Annotated in this window: 16 protein-coding genes; 10 read left to right on the top strand and 6 right to left on the bottom strand. The window is 68.1% G+C overall.

Annotated features, from left to right (window positions below; all coding sequences use genetic code 11):
- The first annotated feature begins 5 nt into the window (after positions 1-5).
- The 6 genes from AC1DFC_RS22240 to AC1DFC_RS22215 all read left to right on the top strand — a co-directional run bounded on the left by AC1DFC_RS22240 (position 6) and on the right by AC1DFC_RS22215 (position 6007).
- Positions 6-800: a BMA_0021/BMA_0022 family TOMM bacteriocin gene (locus tag AC1DFC_RS22240; protein ID WP_007832759.1), complete on the top strand. Its 795-nt coding sequence runs from the start codon at positions 6-8 to the stop codon at positions 798-800.
- A gap of 19 nt (positions 801-819) precedes the next feature.
- On the top strand, positions 820-1650 hold the full coding sequence (locus tag AC1DFC_RS22235; protein WP_478180030.1) for a class I SAM-dependent methyltransferase: 831 nt from the start codon (positions 820-822) through the stop codon (positions 1648-1650).
- The gene (locus AC1DFC_RS22230) at positions 1643-3781 is read left to right on the top strand and encodes a TOMM precursor leader peptide-binding protein (RefSeq protein WP_478180012.1); all 2139 of its coding nucleotides are present in this window, start codon (positions 1643-1645) and stop codon (positions 3779-3781) included. The genes AC1DFC_RS22235 and AC1DFC_RS22230 overlap by 8 nt, the downstream gene beginning before the upstream one ends.
- Before the next feature lie 22 nt (positions 3782-3803).
- Positions 3804-4742, top strand: a complete 939-nt coding sequence (locus tag AC1DFC_RS22225; RefSeq protein ID WP_478180011.1) for an FHA domain-containing protein — start codon at positions 3804-3806, stop codon at positions 4740-4742.
- Positions 4743-4846: 104 nt separating this feature from the next.
- On the top strand, positions 4847-5503 hold the full coding sequence (locus tag AC1DFC_RS22220) for a hypothetical protein (RefSeq protein ID WP_413331926.1): 657 nt from the start codon (positions 4847-4849) through the stop codon (positions 5501-5503).
- A gap of 132 nt (positions 5504-5635) precedes the next feature.
- Entirely contained in the window at positions 5636-6007 is a 372-nt protein-coding gene (locus AC1DFC_RS22215) for a hypothetical protein (protein WP_007832770.1), read from the top strand.
- A 151-nt stretch (positions 6008-6158) separates the two neighbouring features.
- Here the strand turns inward: AC1DFC_RS22215 and AC1DFC_RS22210 are convergent, their stop codons facing one another.
- From AC1DFC_RS22210 to AC1DFC_RS22190, 5 genes are all read right to left on the bottom strand, one after another.
- Positions 6159-6551 carry a nuclear transport factor 2 family protein gene (locus AC1DFC_RS22210; protein ID WP_007832776.1) on the bottom strand — a complete coding sequence of 131 codons (393 nt, stop codon included), beginning with the start codon at positions 6549-6551 and terminating at the stop codon, positions 6159-6161.
- An 88-nt stretch (positions 6552-6639) separates the two neighbouring features.
- The gene (locus AC1DFC_RS22205) at positions 6640-7923 is read right to left on the bottom strand and encodes an NAD(P)/FAD-dependent oxidoreductase (RefSeq protein WP_478180010.1); all 1284 of its coding nucleotides are present in this window, start codon (positions 7921-7923) and stop codon (positions 6640-6642) included.
- On the bottom strand, positions 7920-8681 hold the full coding sequence (locus tag AC1DFC_RS22200; protein WP_478180009.1) for an amino acid ABC transporter ATP-binding protein: 762 nt from the start codon (positions 8679-8681) through the stop codon (positions 7920-7922). Before AC1DFC_RS22200 ends, AC1DFC_RS22205 begins: the two co-directional genes overlap by 4 nt.
- The gene (gene ehuD, locus AC1DFC_RS22195; RefSeq protein WP_478180008.1) at positions 8678-9349 is read right to left on the bottom strand and encodes an ectoine/hydroxyectoine ABC transporter permease subunit EhuD; all 672 of its coding nucleotides are present in this window, start codon (positions 9347-9349) and stop codon (positions 8678-8680) included. Before ehuD ends, AC1DFC_RS22200 begins: the two co-directional genes overlap by 4 nt.
- A 166-nt stretch (positions 9350-9515) precedes the next feature.
- The gene (locus tag AC1DFC_RS22190; RefSeq protein ID WP_413331930.1) at positions 9516-10283 is read right to left on the bottom strand and encodes an ABC transporter substrate-binding protein; all 768 of its coding nucleotides are present in this window, start codon (positions 10281-10283) and stop codon (positions 9516-9518) included.
- Here AC1DFC_RS22190 and AC1DFC_RS22185 point away from each other — a divergent pair.
- From AC1DFC_RS22185 to AC1DFC_RS22175, 3 genes are all read left to right on the top strand, one after another.
- The gene (locus tag AC1DFC_RS22185) at positions 10282-10419 is read left to right on the top strand and encodes a hypothetical protein (RefSeq protein WP_478180007.1); all 138 of its coding nucleotides are present in this window, start codon (positions 10282-10284) and stop codon (positions 10417-10419) included. The genes AC1DFC_RS22190 and AC1DFC_RS22185 overlap by 2 nt on opposite strands.
- A gap of 68 nt (positions 10420-10487) precedes the next feature.
- Positions 10488-11291 carry an IclR family transcriptional regulator gene (locus AC1DFC_RS22180; protein ID WP_042673296.1) on the top strand — a complete coding sequence of 268 codons (804 nt, stop codon included), beginning with the start codon at positions 10488-10490 and terminating at the stop codon, positions 11289-11291.
- Between the two features lie 86 nt (positions 11292-11377).
- Positions 11378-12439 carry an adenosine deaminase gene (locus tag AC1DFC_RS22175; protein ID WP_157632187.1) on the top strand — a complete coding sequence of 354 codons (1062 nt, stop codon included), beginning with the start codon at positions 11378-11380 and terminating at the stop codon, positions 12437-12439.
- Here AC1DFC_RS22175 and AC1DFC_RS22170 read toward each other — a convergent pair.
- A complete protein-coding gene (locus AC1DFC_RS22170) occupies positions 12400-13707 on the bottom strand; it encodes an MFS transporter (RefSeq protein WP_478180006.1) in 1308 nt (435 codons plus the stop codon). The two genes, AC1DFC_RS22175 and AC1DFC_RS22170, sit on opposite strands and share 40 nt — an antisense overlap.
- A gap of 96 nt (positions 13708-13803) precedes the next feature.
- Here AC1DFC_RS22170 and AC1DFC_RS22165 point away from each other — a divergent pair, with 96 nt between their 5' ends.
- Positions 13804-14745, top strand: a complete 942-nt coding sequence (locus tag AC1DFC_RS22165; protein WP_007832790.1) for a LysR substrate-binding domain-containing protein — start codon at positions 13804-13806, stop codon at positions 14743-14745.
- The last annotated feature ends 55 nt before the right edge of the window (positions 14746-14800 follow it).

The following is a 14800-nucleotide window of genomic DNA, read 5'->3' as shown; positions in this document are numbered from 1 at the left end:
TGACCATGACCCCTCAACGCCAAAGCGCCGAACCGCTGCTCGAATTCCGCCTTGCCTATCTTCGAGGCGTTGCCCGATCGTGGCAGGACGATGCCTACCGCCGCGAACTGCTCGACCAGCAGGACATTCAGCCCATGCTGCGCCGCGACTTCGGCCTGCCGACGATGTGGCCGCAAGTCGACATCAGGCTCTTCCAGAATCCGGATCCGGACATGCGCGCCGAATGGAAGCCGATGCTGACTTCTGGCTGGGTCGGCCCCGACGATTCCTTCATCATCGTGCTGCCGCAGGCGCCTTCCTCGCATGCCGCGGAGGCGCTGGCCGCCTACTACCAGGTGTTCCCGAACTTCATGGGCGGCGCCGTCGCCTTCGAGGCGCCCGAAGCGTCCACCGCCGGCCTGATGAAAGCCGCGCTGCCCACGGGCCTTGGCATCCCCGGCGGCGGCGAAGGTTCTCTGCTGGCGTTCGGTGGCCTGGTGCTGCGCGCGATCGCGCTCGCATGGCAATCGCCGGAGTTCCTTTTCGACCTGACGCGCGACCCCGACACCGACAAGGCGCCGGTGCTGAGCCAATGGCTGGGCTACAACAATCCGTTCAATTTCAAGATCCTGTTCACGACCAATTCCGCCTTCACGTGGGACACGGCGCGCGGCGAATGGAACCTGGAGAATGCCGACGGCTCGCCGATCAAGAACGGCCTCCTCCTCAACTACCCGAACGCGCCGGTGGAAGAGGGCATGCGGGCGATCGCGCTCACCTCGTACAACAACACGGGCGACCCCTATCCCTTCACCTGCTGAGTCCGCGGTCGATCGGGGGCTGGCCGCTGGCGCGCTGCAAGGCGCCACGGCCACGCTCCTGCTGACACTGGCCGCGCGCGCCGAGGCCAGCCGCCTGCGCGGCGATGCGCAGGCGTTCTCCGACCCCGAGGCGCAGCGCATCGCGGCCTCGTTGCCCTTCGACCTCTCGGCCTATGCAATGGACGCGGCATTCGTCAGGAGCGTGGTCCTGCGCGCCACACTGTTCGACCGTTTCGCGGCCGAATTCCTCGCAATCCATCCGGGGGGCCTGTGCATCACGCTGGGCGCGGGCCTTTGCACGCGGCGCAGCCGGCTCGGGGCGGCCGTGGCGGCAGGTTCCCGCTGGCTGAACATCGACCTGCCGGACGCCATCGGCCTGCGGGCGCAGCACATGGCGCGCGGCGAAGGCGAGACCGACCTCGCCTGCTCGATCCTCGACGACGCGTGGCTCGACGCCGCCAGCCTGCCCGGCGAGCGGCCCGTGCTCGCGATGCTGGAGGGCGTCTGCCCCTACCTGCCGCAGGCGCCGCTGGAGGCCCTGCTGTGCCGCTTGGCCGGGCGCTTCGAGCACGGCGCGACGCCGTGCACCGTCGTGCTCGACCATGTGCACCCGGTGCTCGCGCGCCAGCCCATGGCGGTGGGCGGCATGCGGCTGCCGGTGGTGTCGGGCTTCGAAGACGCCGTGCAGATCGCGCGTCTGCATCCGTCGATGCGGGTGCTGTCCGAAGACCACATCTATGCGCAATTCTCCGAACAGCATCGGCTGTTCGAAGCGGCGTTCCAGGCCGCGACAGGCGCCTGGCCCTATGCCGTCGTGCGCCTTGCGCTGGGCCCGCAAGACGATGCGTAGCGCCGCGGCACCGGATTTCTTCGGCGACGTTTTCCGGTGGCACGAGAAGCACCTGCCGCCGGTCGTGCTGAAGGACAACCTGCTGCTGTTGAGCGAGAACGAGCTTCTCGTGCTCGGCTCGCCGGGCGTCATGGCCCTCGAGCGCGTGCTGCGCGAGCGTGTCAGCCTCGCGGCTTATTGCCGCAGCGAAGGCGCGGCCGCGCCGCTCGCGGAAATGCTGCATGCGCTCGAAGCATTGGCACGCCAGGGGCTCGTGCGACCCGCCGCGACGGACGGCGGCGAGCCGTACCTCGTGCCCGATTTCTCGGTGGAACCCGCGCGTGCGGCCGTCTCCGATCACGTCGATTTCGTCCTGCTGTCGCAGGCCGTGAACGACGGCGCGGCACGGCGCTGGGGGCTGGCGATCGCCGAGGCGGGCGGCGCTGGCCTCACCCTCGTGTTCTGCGACGACTGCCTGGACCCGCGGCTCGGCGTGATCGATGCGCAGCAGCGCGCTTCGGGGCGTCCATGGCTGCTGGTCAAGCCGACCGGCGAACAGGCCATGGCCGGCCCGGTCTTCAGGCCGCGCGGGAAGCCGGCCGGCCCCTGCTGGCATTGCCTCGCGCACCGCTGGCTCGGGAACCGGCCGGCGCGCGCCTGGTGGCAGGACCGCCACGGCGGCATGGCCATCGGCCCGCCCGTGCGCGCCGGCGACGGGCTTGTCGGCGAACGCCTCGATCGACTGCTCCCCATCGCCAGGCAACTCGCCGCGCACCCTGATGCGCAGGTGCGCACGCTGGATTCGCCGCAGCCGCATTTCGTCTTCGGCCGTCCCCAGTGCCCGCAGTGCGGAACGCCGGGGCTCATGGCGCAGCGGCAACGCGAACGCATCGCGCTGGCGCCGGGCCTGCCCGCCGCCCGGCGCGATGGCGGCTGGCGCACTGTGCCTGCCTCGGCCACGGTGGAGCGGCTCGCGCGCCACGTCAGTCCGCTGTGCGGCGCGATCGCGCAGGTGCGGCCGCTCAACGCCGAATCCGACGATGCGCTGACGGTCTATCGCAGCGAGATCTTCAGGACTGCACCGGCCGGCGGCGATGCGCTGCCCGGCCCGCTGACCCAGGTCTGCCTCGGCAAAGGCATGTCGATGGCGCAGTCCCGTGCCAGCGCTTTGTGCGAGGCGGTCGAACGCCACGCCGCCTTCTACCAGGGCGACGAGGCCTCGGTCGTCGCGCTCGCCGCCGACCTCGACGCGCGCTGCGTCCAGCCGCAGGCGCTGGCGCTGTTCAGCGATCGGCAACGCGCGCGGTTCGACACGGAGAAGCCACCGCACGCCGTGGCGACCTCGTCCGCAGCCCCGGGTCAGCCCGCATGGTGGACGCCCGCCTGGTCGCTGACTTCCGATGCCCGCTGCTACCTCCCGCTGGCTTTCTGCTTCGCGAATGCGCCGGTGCCAAGCCAGTGCCACGTCAGCTGGACATCGAACGGATGCGCCGCCGGGAACACGCGCGAGGAAGCCATTCTGCAGGGCTTTCTCGAACTGGTGGAGCGCGATGCCGCAGCCATCTGGTGGTACGGCGAAATCCGCAGGCCGGCCATCGACCTCGGTGGCCTGTGCGCCGAAATCCGCCTGCGCATCGAGCGCACCTGCGGCCCTGAGTGGGAGCGCTGGGTGCTCGACATCACCCATGACTTCGGCATCCCGGTGGCGGTTGCCGTCGGCCGGCACGGGCAAACGGGCGAGTGGGCCATCGGCTTCGGCTGCAGCACCGACCGCGCGCTGGCCTGCGAACGCGCGCTCACGGAAATGAGCCAGCTGATCGTGGCCGGCAAGACCTTTGCAATGCAGCGCGCCGGCTTTCTCATGCCGTCGAAGGTGAGCGACGCCGTGACGGCGCCGGCCGCACAGACGGATATCGCGGAAGAAATCAAGCGCTGCGTCGGCATTGCCGCTGCCCTCGGCATGGAGACCATCGTCCTCGACCACACGCGCCCCGACATCCCGCTGTGCACGGTGAAGGTGATCGTGCCCGGCCTGTGCCACATCTGGCCGGAGCTGGGCAACCCGCGCCTGTACAGGGTGCCCGTCGCCATGGGATGGCGCGACACTCCGATGAGCGAGGGCGACCTCAATCCACAGGCGCTCTACGTCTGACCTCGCGAGAGAGAATGCACCGATGGCTATTTTCAGGAACAAGCTCGACGGGCGCGCCACCATGCTGCGGCCCGTGCATGCCTTCGGCCGCCGCGCCTCGGCATGCCAGACGGTGCTGAAGGCGCCGGACGTGTCACAGGTCCATGCGCTTGTCCGATGGAACAGCCGCGCATGGGAGATCGTCGACCAGAGCCGCAACGGCACCACGTTGAACGGCGAGCGCCTGCCGGGCGGCCGCTGGACCGTCTTGCCCGCGGGCGCCGAAGTCCGCATGGGCGTGGGCGATGAAACGGTCTGGATCGCGGACGACCTCGCGCCGCCGGCCACCTGCCTTTTTCCGAGCGAGGGGCGCGGCGCCGCCGTGGTGCTGAACCTTCGCGAAAACCTGCTGCCGGACGAGCAGCAGCCTGAAGTGAACGTGTATTTCCACGAAGGCAAATGGATGCTCGAGCACATCGGCGGCATCGAGTACCTCAACGATGGCGTCGTGGTCCGCACCTCGGGCAGCACGTGGGAGTTCGTGCTGGGCGACGACCTGGCGTCCACTTCCGAGAACCCGATCGCAGCCTCGGCGCCGGCCTCGGCGGAGGTTTCGCTGCACTTCAACGTCAGCCAAAACGAGGAGCACACGAGCCTGAGCCTGGTGGCGAACGGCAAATCGGTGTCGCTCGGCGAACGCATTCATCACTACACCCTCGTCACGCTCGCCCGCGTGCGGCAGCAGGACGCGCAAAAAGGCGTTGCGCCGCAGAGCCAGGGCTGGATCGGGCTGGACGAACTCTCGCGCATGCTGGGCGTGGAGCCCTCATACGTGAACATCCAGATCTTCAGGGCGAAGCACCAGATCCTCAATGCATTGGCGCCCCGGCTGGCCGAGCCGCCGCTGGTCGAGCGACGGCGCGGGAACGTGCGCCTCGGCAACTATCCCTTCGAGATCCAGGGTGGCGCACAGCGCGTGTAATCGCCTGTAATTTCATTCTCCACTCGCGATCCCTAGAGTGAGGTCCAGCTCGGTGCCGTTGCGGCACCAACCGCCTGATCCATCACTTCCGGAAGAGAGTTGCCATGGGGATGATCTATTCAGTCACGGTCAACAACCATGCGAGTCATTCGGCTTATTTCATGGTGTTCCAGAACGACCCGACGCAATGGGCGCCGAATGCGCTGTCGCTGGCCTGGTTCGCCGAGTTCTCGAACCCGGGCCCGAGTTCGCGCGTCAAGTTCCAGTGGAGCGTCGACACCGGCTTCTCCTGGGCTGAAACTGGCGAACTGCAGCCCGGCACCCAGTTCACCGCCACGGAAACCTACGACGCGACCGGCCTGAACAACAAGATCACGCTCGACTACGACCGTGCCTACCGGTTCGTGAACCCGATCCCGGGACCCGATCGGTCGCGGTTCTATCTCGCCGAGTCGGCCAGCGTCCCGGGCAGGTCCGCGGCTGCCGTGGGCGTGACCATGGGAGGCAGCACGGTGTATGCGGCGCAGGCACGCCCCAACCAGAACCTGGCCTTCTCGCCGCGCCCCCGCTACTTCATCGCCTATGGCGACTACGAGGAAGGCGATGTGATCGACGTCAGCACGATCAACAACCCACTCGAGTTGCCGTATCCGGCCGGCGTCTACGCGCTGACCACCACATTGAACGCCAATGGAACCTGGGACCCGCCAAAGAGCCTGGCCCATTCCAACGCGAGCCGCCTGCGGCTGCTCGCGGTTTGAATTTTCAGCTGTCACACCTCCTGGTTTCCTCGAGGACACCCATCATGAGAAGCACACGCCATGCTGCAGAACATACCTTCACCGATTCTTGCACCTCGCCAGCCGCTTCAATCGAGCTTGCGGAGTCAGGCAATGCGCCCACAGCAAGCCGCCGTTGAGCGGGTAGCGACGCGGCGCGTGTTCCTGGTGCCCCCAGGCGCCCGTCTGCAGGACCCCAACGTCGATTGCCTGGCCATGGACGAGGAGGTCTGGGAGCGCGGCTATACGCTGGTGATCGACGAGGTGAAGCGCGGCCCGCTGCAGGACTTCTGGAAGCACTACTACGGCACCTCCGCCGAGATGGCGATGTCCGGCAACGGGCTGATGGAGTTCCGCAAGGACATCATGGCGATCACCCCGGATTGCCTGAGCGAGCCGGCCGTGTTTCGGTTTCTCGTGCAGTTGACCCGGATGTGCGTGCGGGCGTACAGCGTGCAGGGCAGCCTGCACGTCGTCGCTGAATAAATACTCCCCCAGGCTACGCGCACTTCGTGTCGCTGCGCCAACCCCCTCGCCGGGGGGCTACACCTGCGGCCCGGCGGAGCCGGTTCCGCGGTGTCTCGCGAAGGGGGCGCGCCGGTTCGAACGCCGTGGCGTGCCGGGCGCATTGGCGCTGTCAGGATTGCGGGGGCTGGAGCTGCGCCGCCATCTTCTGGTGGATCAGGTTCACGGCCTTCAGCGGGCGCAGCATCACCTTGAACTCGGTGATCCTGCCTGCGTCGTTCCACTTCATCATGTCGACGCCATTGATCTGGATGCCGTCCAGCTCGAGCGCGAATTCGAGCACCGCATCGTGCTCTGACCTGAGCTCGCGCACATAGCGGAAGCTCTCGTTGAAGAACACCTGGAATGCCGCCGCCAGGTACTTCTGCGTGATGCGTTTGCCCACCTGGGGCGTGTGCACCACCGGCGAATGGAAGACGGCCTCGTCGTCGAGCAGGGCATCGAGCCCCGCCACATCGCGTTCCTTGACGAGCCGGTGCCAGGTGGCGAGGGTGTCGATCGGCATGTGTCTGCTGAAGAGGTGAGTAGGATGCCCGGCATTTGACGCACAGGCGTGCGACATGGCAAGACATCCCGGGCACCTGGGCGACTCGTCAGGCCAGCCGGTCGAGCAGGCTGTACCAGGCCACGCCCCCGGCCACGTAGAAGCGCTGCAGGCCATGCAGCGGGATCGGCTGGATCGGCGTCACCGGGTACGGAAAATCCGCGCCCGCATCCACCAGCCGCGCAGCCAAGTGCTTGCCCATGCTCGTGGCCAGCGCGATGCCCCGGCCGTTGTAGCCCAGCGCGATCGTCATGCCCGGCGCCGGCGTGTGCACGTGCGGCATGAAGTCGCGCGTGACGGCGATTCGGCCGGCCCAGCGGTACTCGTAGCGCAGCGGCCCGAGCTGCGGGAACAGCAGCTCCAGCGAGCGCTCCAGGTGCGCGAAATCCGCGGGACCGCCCGGGTCGGCGAAATGGCCGCGCCCGCCCATCAGCAGGCGGCCCTGCGCGTCCTTGCGGAAATAGAGCAGCAGGCGCTGCGAGGTCGAGGCGGTTTCGCCGCGCGGCAGGATCGCGTCGGCCGCCGCGCCCTTCAGCGGCTCGGTGGCCACGATGAAGCTGTTGGCCGCCAGCACCGTGCGCTTCAGCCCGGGCCATAGCGCGCCCGTGTAGCCGTTGGTCGCTATGACGACTTGCTCCGCGGTGACGCTGGCGCCCGTCAACGTGCTCGCATGCCAGTGCGAGCCGCGCCGCTCCAGCGCCGTGACCTCGGTGCCGCCGTGCACGGCAACGCCCAGGCCCTGCGCGGCGCGCACCAGCCCGCGCGTGTAGGCCAGCGGCTGGATGCCGCCGGCGCGGCCGTCGAGCCAGCCGCCGGCGAAGGTATCGGTGCCCAGCCGTGCCGCGACGGCCGCGCGGTCGAGCGGCAGCGTATTCACGCCGCGCCTGGCCCATTGCTCGGCGCGCGCATGCAGGCCGACCACGTCCTTCGCCGCGTAGGAAACCTGCAGCCAGCCGTTACGCACCGGCTGGCAGTCGATGCCGTGGCGCGCGATCAGGTCGAACACCAGGTCGGCCGAGTTCGAAACCGCGTCGATCAGCGGCTCGGCGCGCTCGGCGCCGTACAGCCGCACGAGCTCGTCGGGGTCGTGCTTGAGCGTCGGGTTCACCTGCCCGCCGTTGCGCCCCGAGGCACCCCAGCCGGGCTCATGTGCCTCGAGCACGCAGACCTGCACGCCAGCCTCGGCCAGGTGCAGCGCGGCAGACAGGCCGGTGAAGCCGCCGCCCACGATCAGCACGTCGGCCTTGCGCGATTCGGCGAGCGGCGGCGTCGGCGCGGCGGGCGGCGCGGTGGCGGCCCAGAGCGATGGCGGCATGGCACTGGCTACGCTCATGCGCGCACCTCCCCGGAGCCGGCCGCACCGGAAGGATGCAGCACGCGCCGCAGGAAGTCCTGCGTACGCGCATGGCGCGGCGCGCCCAGCACCTGCGCGGACGGACCTTCCTCGACGATGCTGCCGCTGTGCAGGAAGCACACGCGGTCGGCCACCTCGCGGGCGAAGCCCATCTCGTGCGTGACCACGATCATCGTCATGCCCTCGTCGGCCAGCGCACGCATCACGCCGAGCACGTCGCCGACCAGCTCGGGGTCGAGCGCCGAGGTCGGCTCGTCGAACAGCATGGCCTCGGGCTTCATCGCGAGCGCGCGGGCGATCGCCACGCGCTGCTGCTGCCCGCCCGAGAGCTGTGCCGGCCAGGCCTGCGCCTTCTCGGCCAGCCCGACCTTGGCCAGCAGCGCCATCGCTTCCTCGCGCGCCCGCGCGGCGTTCTGGCGCAGCACGTAGACGGGGCCTTCCATCACGTTCTCCAGCACGGTGCGGTGCGGGAACAGGTTGAAGCGCTGGAACACCATGCCCATGCGGCTGCGCAGCCGGTGGATGCCGGGCGCGTTGCGGTCCACGCGCTCGCCGAAGGCGCGGATCTCGCCACCCTCGTACGACTCCAGCGCGTTGATGCAGCGAAGCACGGTCGACTTGCCCGAGCCCGACGGGCCGATCAGGCACACCACCTCGGCCTTGTCCACGTGCAGGCTCACGCCCTGCAGCACGCGGTGCGCGCCGAAGCGCTTTTCGAGTCCCTCGACGTGGATCATGGCTGCTTCCTTCCTGCGGCGAAGCGCTTCTCGAGCCGACGCAGGCCCCAGACCAGCGGCAGGCTCATCAGCAGGTAGAGCAGGGCGACCAGCGTATAGACCGTCATGTTCTGGAAGGTCGACGAGGCGATGAGCTGGCCCGCGCGCGTCATCTCGGCCACGGTGATGGTCGAGACCAGCGAGGAGTCCTTCAGCATCATCACCAGCGTGTTGCCGTAGGGCGGCAGCGCGATGCGGAAGGCCTGCGGCAATATCACCCGCCGCATGATCAGCGCCGAGCGCATGCCCATGGCCTGCGCCGCCTCGCGCTGGCCGGGGTCGACCGCCTCGATGCCGGCGCGGAAGTTCTCGGCCTGGTAGGCCGAGTAGGCGATGCCCAGCCCGATCACGCCGGCCTGGAAGGCCGTGAGCTGCACGCCGAACTCCGGCAGCACGAAGTAGATGTAGAAGAGCTGCACGATGATCGGCAGCCCGCGGATCACGTTGACGATCACCGTGGCGGCCCACGAGAGCGCGCGCACCGGCGAGAGCTTCATCAGCGCCAGCGCCAGGCCAAGCACGCTGCTCAGCAGGAAGGAGAGCACCGTCACCTGCACGGTGACCACGGCACCCTGCAGGAGGATCGGCAGGAAGTCCTGCGCGTGCTGGAGGAAGGAGGAAGCAGCCATCTGCATCAGTCCTGTTGCGCGGTGCGCGGCACGTCGAATCGACCGGCCGACGTAGTCAGGCCCATTCGGGGAACACCGCGGAACCGGCTTTGCCGGGCCGCAGGTGTTGCCCCCTGCAAGGGGGGTGGCGCAGCGACACGAAGTGCGCGAAGCCTGGGGGTGTGCATCAGATCCCCCACTTCTGGACGATCTTGGCGAGCGTGCCATCGGCCTTGATCGCCGCGATCGCCTTGTTGATGCGTGCCAGCGTCTCGGTGTCGCCCTTGCGCACCACCAGGCACACGTCGCCCACGTTCACGGGCTTGTAGCTGTCGACCAGCTTCACGCCGGGGAAGGTGTTCTGGCGGATCTGGTAGGCCATGATGGGCTGGTCGCCGAGGCCCGCCTTGATGCGCCCGAGCGAGAGGTCGCGCGTCATGTCGGCCACCGAGTCGTAGCTGCGCACCTCCTTGAAGATGCCCTTCTTGTTCAGCATGTCGAGGAACACCGTGCCGACCTGCGCGCCCACCACCTCGCCCTTGAGCTCGTCGAGCGAGACGTATGCGCGGGCGTCGTCGGCCTTGACGATCAGGCCTTCACCGTACGAGTAGACCGGGTCGCTGAAGTCGACCACCTCCTGGCGTGCCGGCGTCTTGAGCATGGCGGCCGAGACGATGTCGATCTTGCGTGCGGTGAGCGAGGGGATCAACGCCGAGAACACCGTCTGCTGCACGTTGACGCCGAAGCCGCCGGCCTTGCCCACGGCGGTGACGGTGTCGACCATCATTCCCTGGATGCTGTTGGTCTTCACGTCGAGGAAGGTGAAGGGTACGCCCGTGGCGGTGGCGCCCACGTTGAAGGTGGGCGCGGCGCCCTGCGCGGCCGCGAGCGAGGCGCCGCCGGCGATGCAAAGACCCAGGGCCAGGCGATGAAGGCGGCGAACGATGCGATTCATGGAAGCACTCCTCGAAGCAAGGGAAGTTGAAGGAAGAAGAAAGAAAAGAGAGACAGGGAAGGAAAAGATGCGCGGCACCCGCGATGCAACATGCGTGCCAATAATCGATTCTTTTGAATCTCTAAACAATAAATAGAAACCACTAGTCGAGTCTAAAATATCGATATTCGATATTTCAAAGGAATGTGGATATACTCCACCGCCATGGACGCCACACCCGACACAGCCCCCGAAGACGGCCAGAGCCTGCTTTTCAATCAGTCGCTGGAGAAGGGCCTGGCCGTGCTGCGCGCCTTCAGCGCCCGGCGCCGAACCATGACGCTGGCCGACGTGGCCGAGGCCACCGATATCACCAAGAGTTCGGCGCAGCGCATGGTCTTCACGCTCGAGAAGCTGGGCTACGTGCGCAAGCACCCGAAGACGCGGCGCTACCAGCTCACGCCCAGGGTCATGGAGATCGGCTTCAACTACCTCGCGGCCCATTCGCTGATCGACGTGGCCAACCCCTTCCTGTCGGAACTCACCAAGGTGACGACCGAGACCTCGTGCCTCACCGAGCCCGACGGGCTGGACATGGTCTACGTGGCGCGCTTCGTCAGCGCGCAGTTCGTGCCGGTGCACATGCCCATCGGCAGCCGCATTCCCATGTACTGCACGGCTTCGGGGCGCGCCTTCCTGAGCGCGCTGCCCGAGGACGAGGCGCGCGCGCTCATCGAAGCCTCCGACCGCGTGGCCCACACCATGCACACCCGCACCGGCGTGGACGAGATCCTGCAGGAGCTGCGCCAGGCGCGGCAGCAGGGCTTCGCCACCAATGCCGAGGAGCTTTTCCTCGGCGACATGACCATCGCCGCGCCCGTGCTGGGCGCTCAGGGGAGGCCGGTGGCATCGGTGCACATCGTCGCGCCGACCAGCCGCTGGACGCTGGAGGAGGCGGTGCGCAAGCTGGCGCCCACGCTGCTGCTTTGCGCGCGCTCGCTCACCAGTTCGGCGCGCAGCATCGACTGACACCTATACGGTTTCAGACATCGCGCCGGCAGGTGGGTGCCCTTATGCTGTGCGGGATCACAACGCAGCAGCAGTTCGCACCCACCATGACCGATTTCCGCCCCACCTACGACAAGAGCTTCGACCGCATCGCCGCCGAGCGCCTGCCTGCGCTGCTGCGCGCCATGCCCAAGGCCGAGCTGCACATGCACATCGAGGGCTCGCTCGAACCCGAACTCATCTTCGCGCTCGCACAGCGCAACGGCGTGTCCATTCCGTACGCCAGCGTCGAGGAACTGCGCCGTGCCTACGCCTTCACCAACCTGCAGAGCTTCCTGGACATCTACTACGCCGGCGCCAGCGTGCTGCTCAAGGAACAAGATTTCTACGACATGGCCTGGGCCTACCTGGAGCGCGCCGCGGCCGACAACGTGGTGCACACCGAGATGTTCTTCGACCCGCAGACGCACACCGCGCGCGGCGTGGCGATGGAAACGGTGGTCAACGGCCTGCACCGCGCATGCGTCGATGCGCAGCCGTTGCTCGGCGTGAGCGCGGCTCTCATCCTGTGCTTCCTGCGTCACCTGAGCGAGGAAGAGGCTTTCGAGACCCTGGAGCAGGCGCTGCCGTTTCGGGACAAGTTCATCGGCGTGGGGCTCGATTCGAGTGAAGTCGGCCACCCACCGGAAAAGTTCGCGCGCGTGTTCGCGCGCTGCCGCGAATTGGGTTTTCACCTCGTCGCGCACGCGGGCGAAGAAGGCCCGCCCGAGTACGTGTGGAGTGCGCTCGACGTGCTCAAGGTCGAGCGCGTCGACCACGGCGTGCAAAGCACCAAAGACCCTGCGCTGATGAAGCGGCTCGCACAAGACCGCATCCCGCTCACCGTGTGCCCGCTGTCGAACCTCAAGCTCTGCGTGTTCCCCGACCTGTCGCAGCACAACCTGGGCGCGCTGCTCGATGCGGGCCTGGTCGCCACTGTCAACTCGGACGACCCAGCCTACTTCGGCGGCTACATGAACCAGAACTTCACGCAGACCTTCGCGGCCACCGGGCTCAACGCGCAGCAGGCCTGGCAACTCGCGGCGAACAGCTTCGAGGGGAGCTTCATCGACGCGGCCGCAAAGCGCGCTTACGTCGACCGGCTCAACGCGGTCTTCGCGACCTTCTGATTGGCAGTGGCTGCGGTATCGGGCCGCGGCACCAGCAGTGGCATTGCCACCAGCGCACAGGCGCTGGCCGCGAGCCACACCAGCGGCCAGCCCTGCAGCGCCAGCAGGTGGGGAATAGAGAAGGGCGTGATGAAGCACACCAGGAACACGCTGGTGTTCGCCATGCCCAGCGCCGTGCCGGCACGCGATGCGCCGGCCAGCGTGGCGAGCTCGGTGTAGGCCACGCCGTGCCATGCCGACACGCAGACACCGCTCACACCCAGCAGCACGACCAGCGCGATCCGCAGCGCCAATGAATCGGCGACATGTGTACCGGCGGCCATCACCAGCACCGCGAGTGCAGCGAACAGCAGCACGCTGAGCGCGCCGCAGGCGCGCAGGTAGGCCGGCCGGTTGCGGCGGCGGTCGGTCCAGCGGCCGCTCCACACGCGCATCACCATCGCACCGACCTGCGTGAAGACCATCGTAGCGGTGATCGTCGCCAGGCCCGCATGTCCGAAGTCGTGCAGGAACACAGTGCCGAAGGACAGCACCGCGAACTGCGGCGCGCAGAGAATGCCGATGCCCAGCACGATGCGCCACACGCGAGCGTCGCGTAGCGGGCCGCTCTTGGACACGGCACGCGCTTCGGCCGTGGCCTTGGTACGGGGCGCGACAGGCGGCTCGTGCACCCAGGCCCAGCTCATGGCCGCGCTCAACGCACACAGCAAGGCCAGCAGGCCGTAGAGCGCGGCAAAGCCGAAGTGCAGAGCGACGAAGGGCAGCACCAGCGCGCCGATGCCGCCGCCCATCGGCACGGCCGTCTGGCGGATGCTCATCGCGAGGCCGCGCTCGCCGGCGTCGAACCATGTCATCACCGCACGGCCGCTGGCACCGTTGACGCTGCCGCCCAGCAGGCCGACCAGCAGCAGCCCGGCGCCGAGCCAGCCGAGGCCGGAAATGTGCCCTGCGCCCGGCGCGGCCCACAGCGCCATCGCCACCAGCGCGACGGCCGTGCTGCCCAGGCCCGTCAGCAGCACGGGCCGGTCGCCCCAGCGGTCGGTCAACAGGCCCCACGGCAGCTCGCTCACGGCAATGCCCAGCCCCATGAGGCCCAGCACCAGCCCGAGCGTGGCGTTGTCGAGCTGGTAGCCGGTGCGCATCAGCACGGCGGTCATGGGAATGCCGCTGAAGGCCACGGAAAAGGCCGCGTTGGCGGCCACGCCTGCAGCCAGCACTTTCCAGCGGTGGCGTGGGGAAAACGAAGAGGAGTGGGGTGAAGGGGTCATGTTGCAGGGCAGTGTCGGCCGCTGCAAAGGTTTTGAAAATCAGAAAATAATGAGCCCATCGTCCCAAAAATCAGGACTATAAGAAAAGGACCCGACATGAGCCAGGTGATGTTCGATCTCGACGTGCTGCGCACCTTCTCCACCGGCATCGCGCTCGGCAGCTATGCGCGCGCGGCCGACCGGCTGGGCCGTTCGACCTCGGCGGTGAGCGCGCAGCTGAAGAAGCTGGAGTCGCAGGCCGGCACCGTGCTGTTCCGCAAGGCCGGCCGCGGGTTGGAGCTCACCGATGCAGGCGAGACGCTGCTGACCTATGCCCACCGCATGCTCGAACTGAATGAAGAAGCCGGCGCCGCCATGCGCGGCACCGACCTGCAGGGCTGGGTGCGCCTGGGCCTGCAGGAAGACTTCGGCGAGACGCTGCTGCCCGCCGTGCTTGGCCGCTTCGCGCGCGCACATCCCAAGGTGCGCATCGAGGCCTGCGTGGCGCGCAGCGGCGAACTGCGCGAGCGGCTCGAACTCGGCCAGCTCGACCTGGCACTGGCGTGGGACGCGGGCGACCAGCCCCTGTCGCCCTACGCCGAACGCGTCGCCCGCCTGCCGCTGTTGTGGATCGGCCCGAAGACGCCCGACAGGGTCGAAGCACCCTGGTGGACGGAGCGCGAGAGCCGCGGCGCCGGTACGCGCCAGGCCAGGAGCAAGGAGCCGCTGCCGCTGATCATGCTCGACGCCCCGTGCCCGTTGCGCGAGATCGTGATCACCGCGCTCGACCGCGCCGGCGTGCCGTGGCGCCGGGCTTTCGGCAGTGCCAGCCTCGCGGCGCTGTGGGCTGCCGCATCGGCCGGACTGGGTCTTACGGTGCGCACGCCTTTCGGGCTGCCCTCGCACGTACGCGCCATCGATCGCGCGACGCTGTCCCTGCCGGCGCTGCCGCAGATATCGCTCGTGCTCTATCGTGCGCAGGCCCACTCCGAGGCCCCGGCGAGCCGGCTGGCCACGCTGTTGCTGGAGGCTGTGCGCCAGCATGTGCAGCTCGAGTAGAAAAACGGCCGCGCGAAGGCCGCACTAAAATCCGAACCCCGCAGCCGGGCGTCCC

This window comes from Variovorax sp. 10L421, from assembly GCF_056395365.1.
This window is presented reverse-complemented; position numbering and strand designations above follow the sequence as displayed.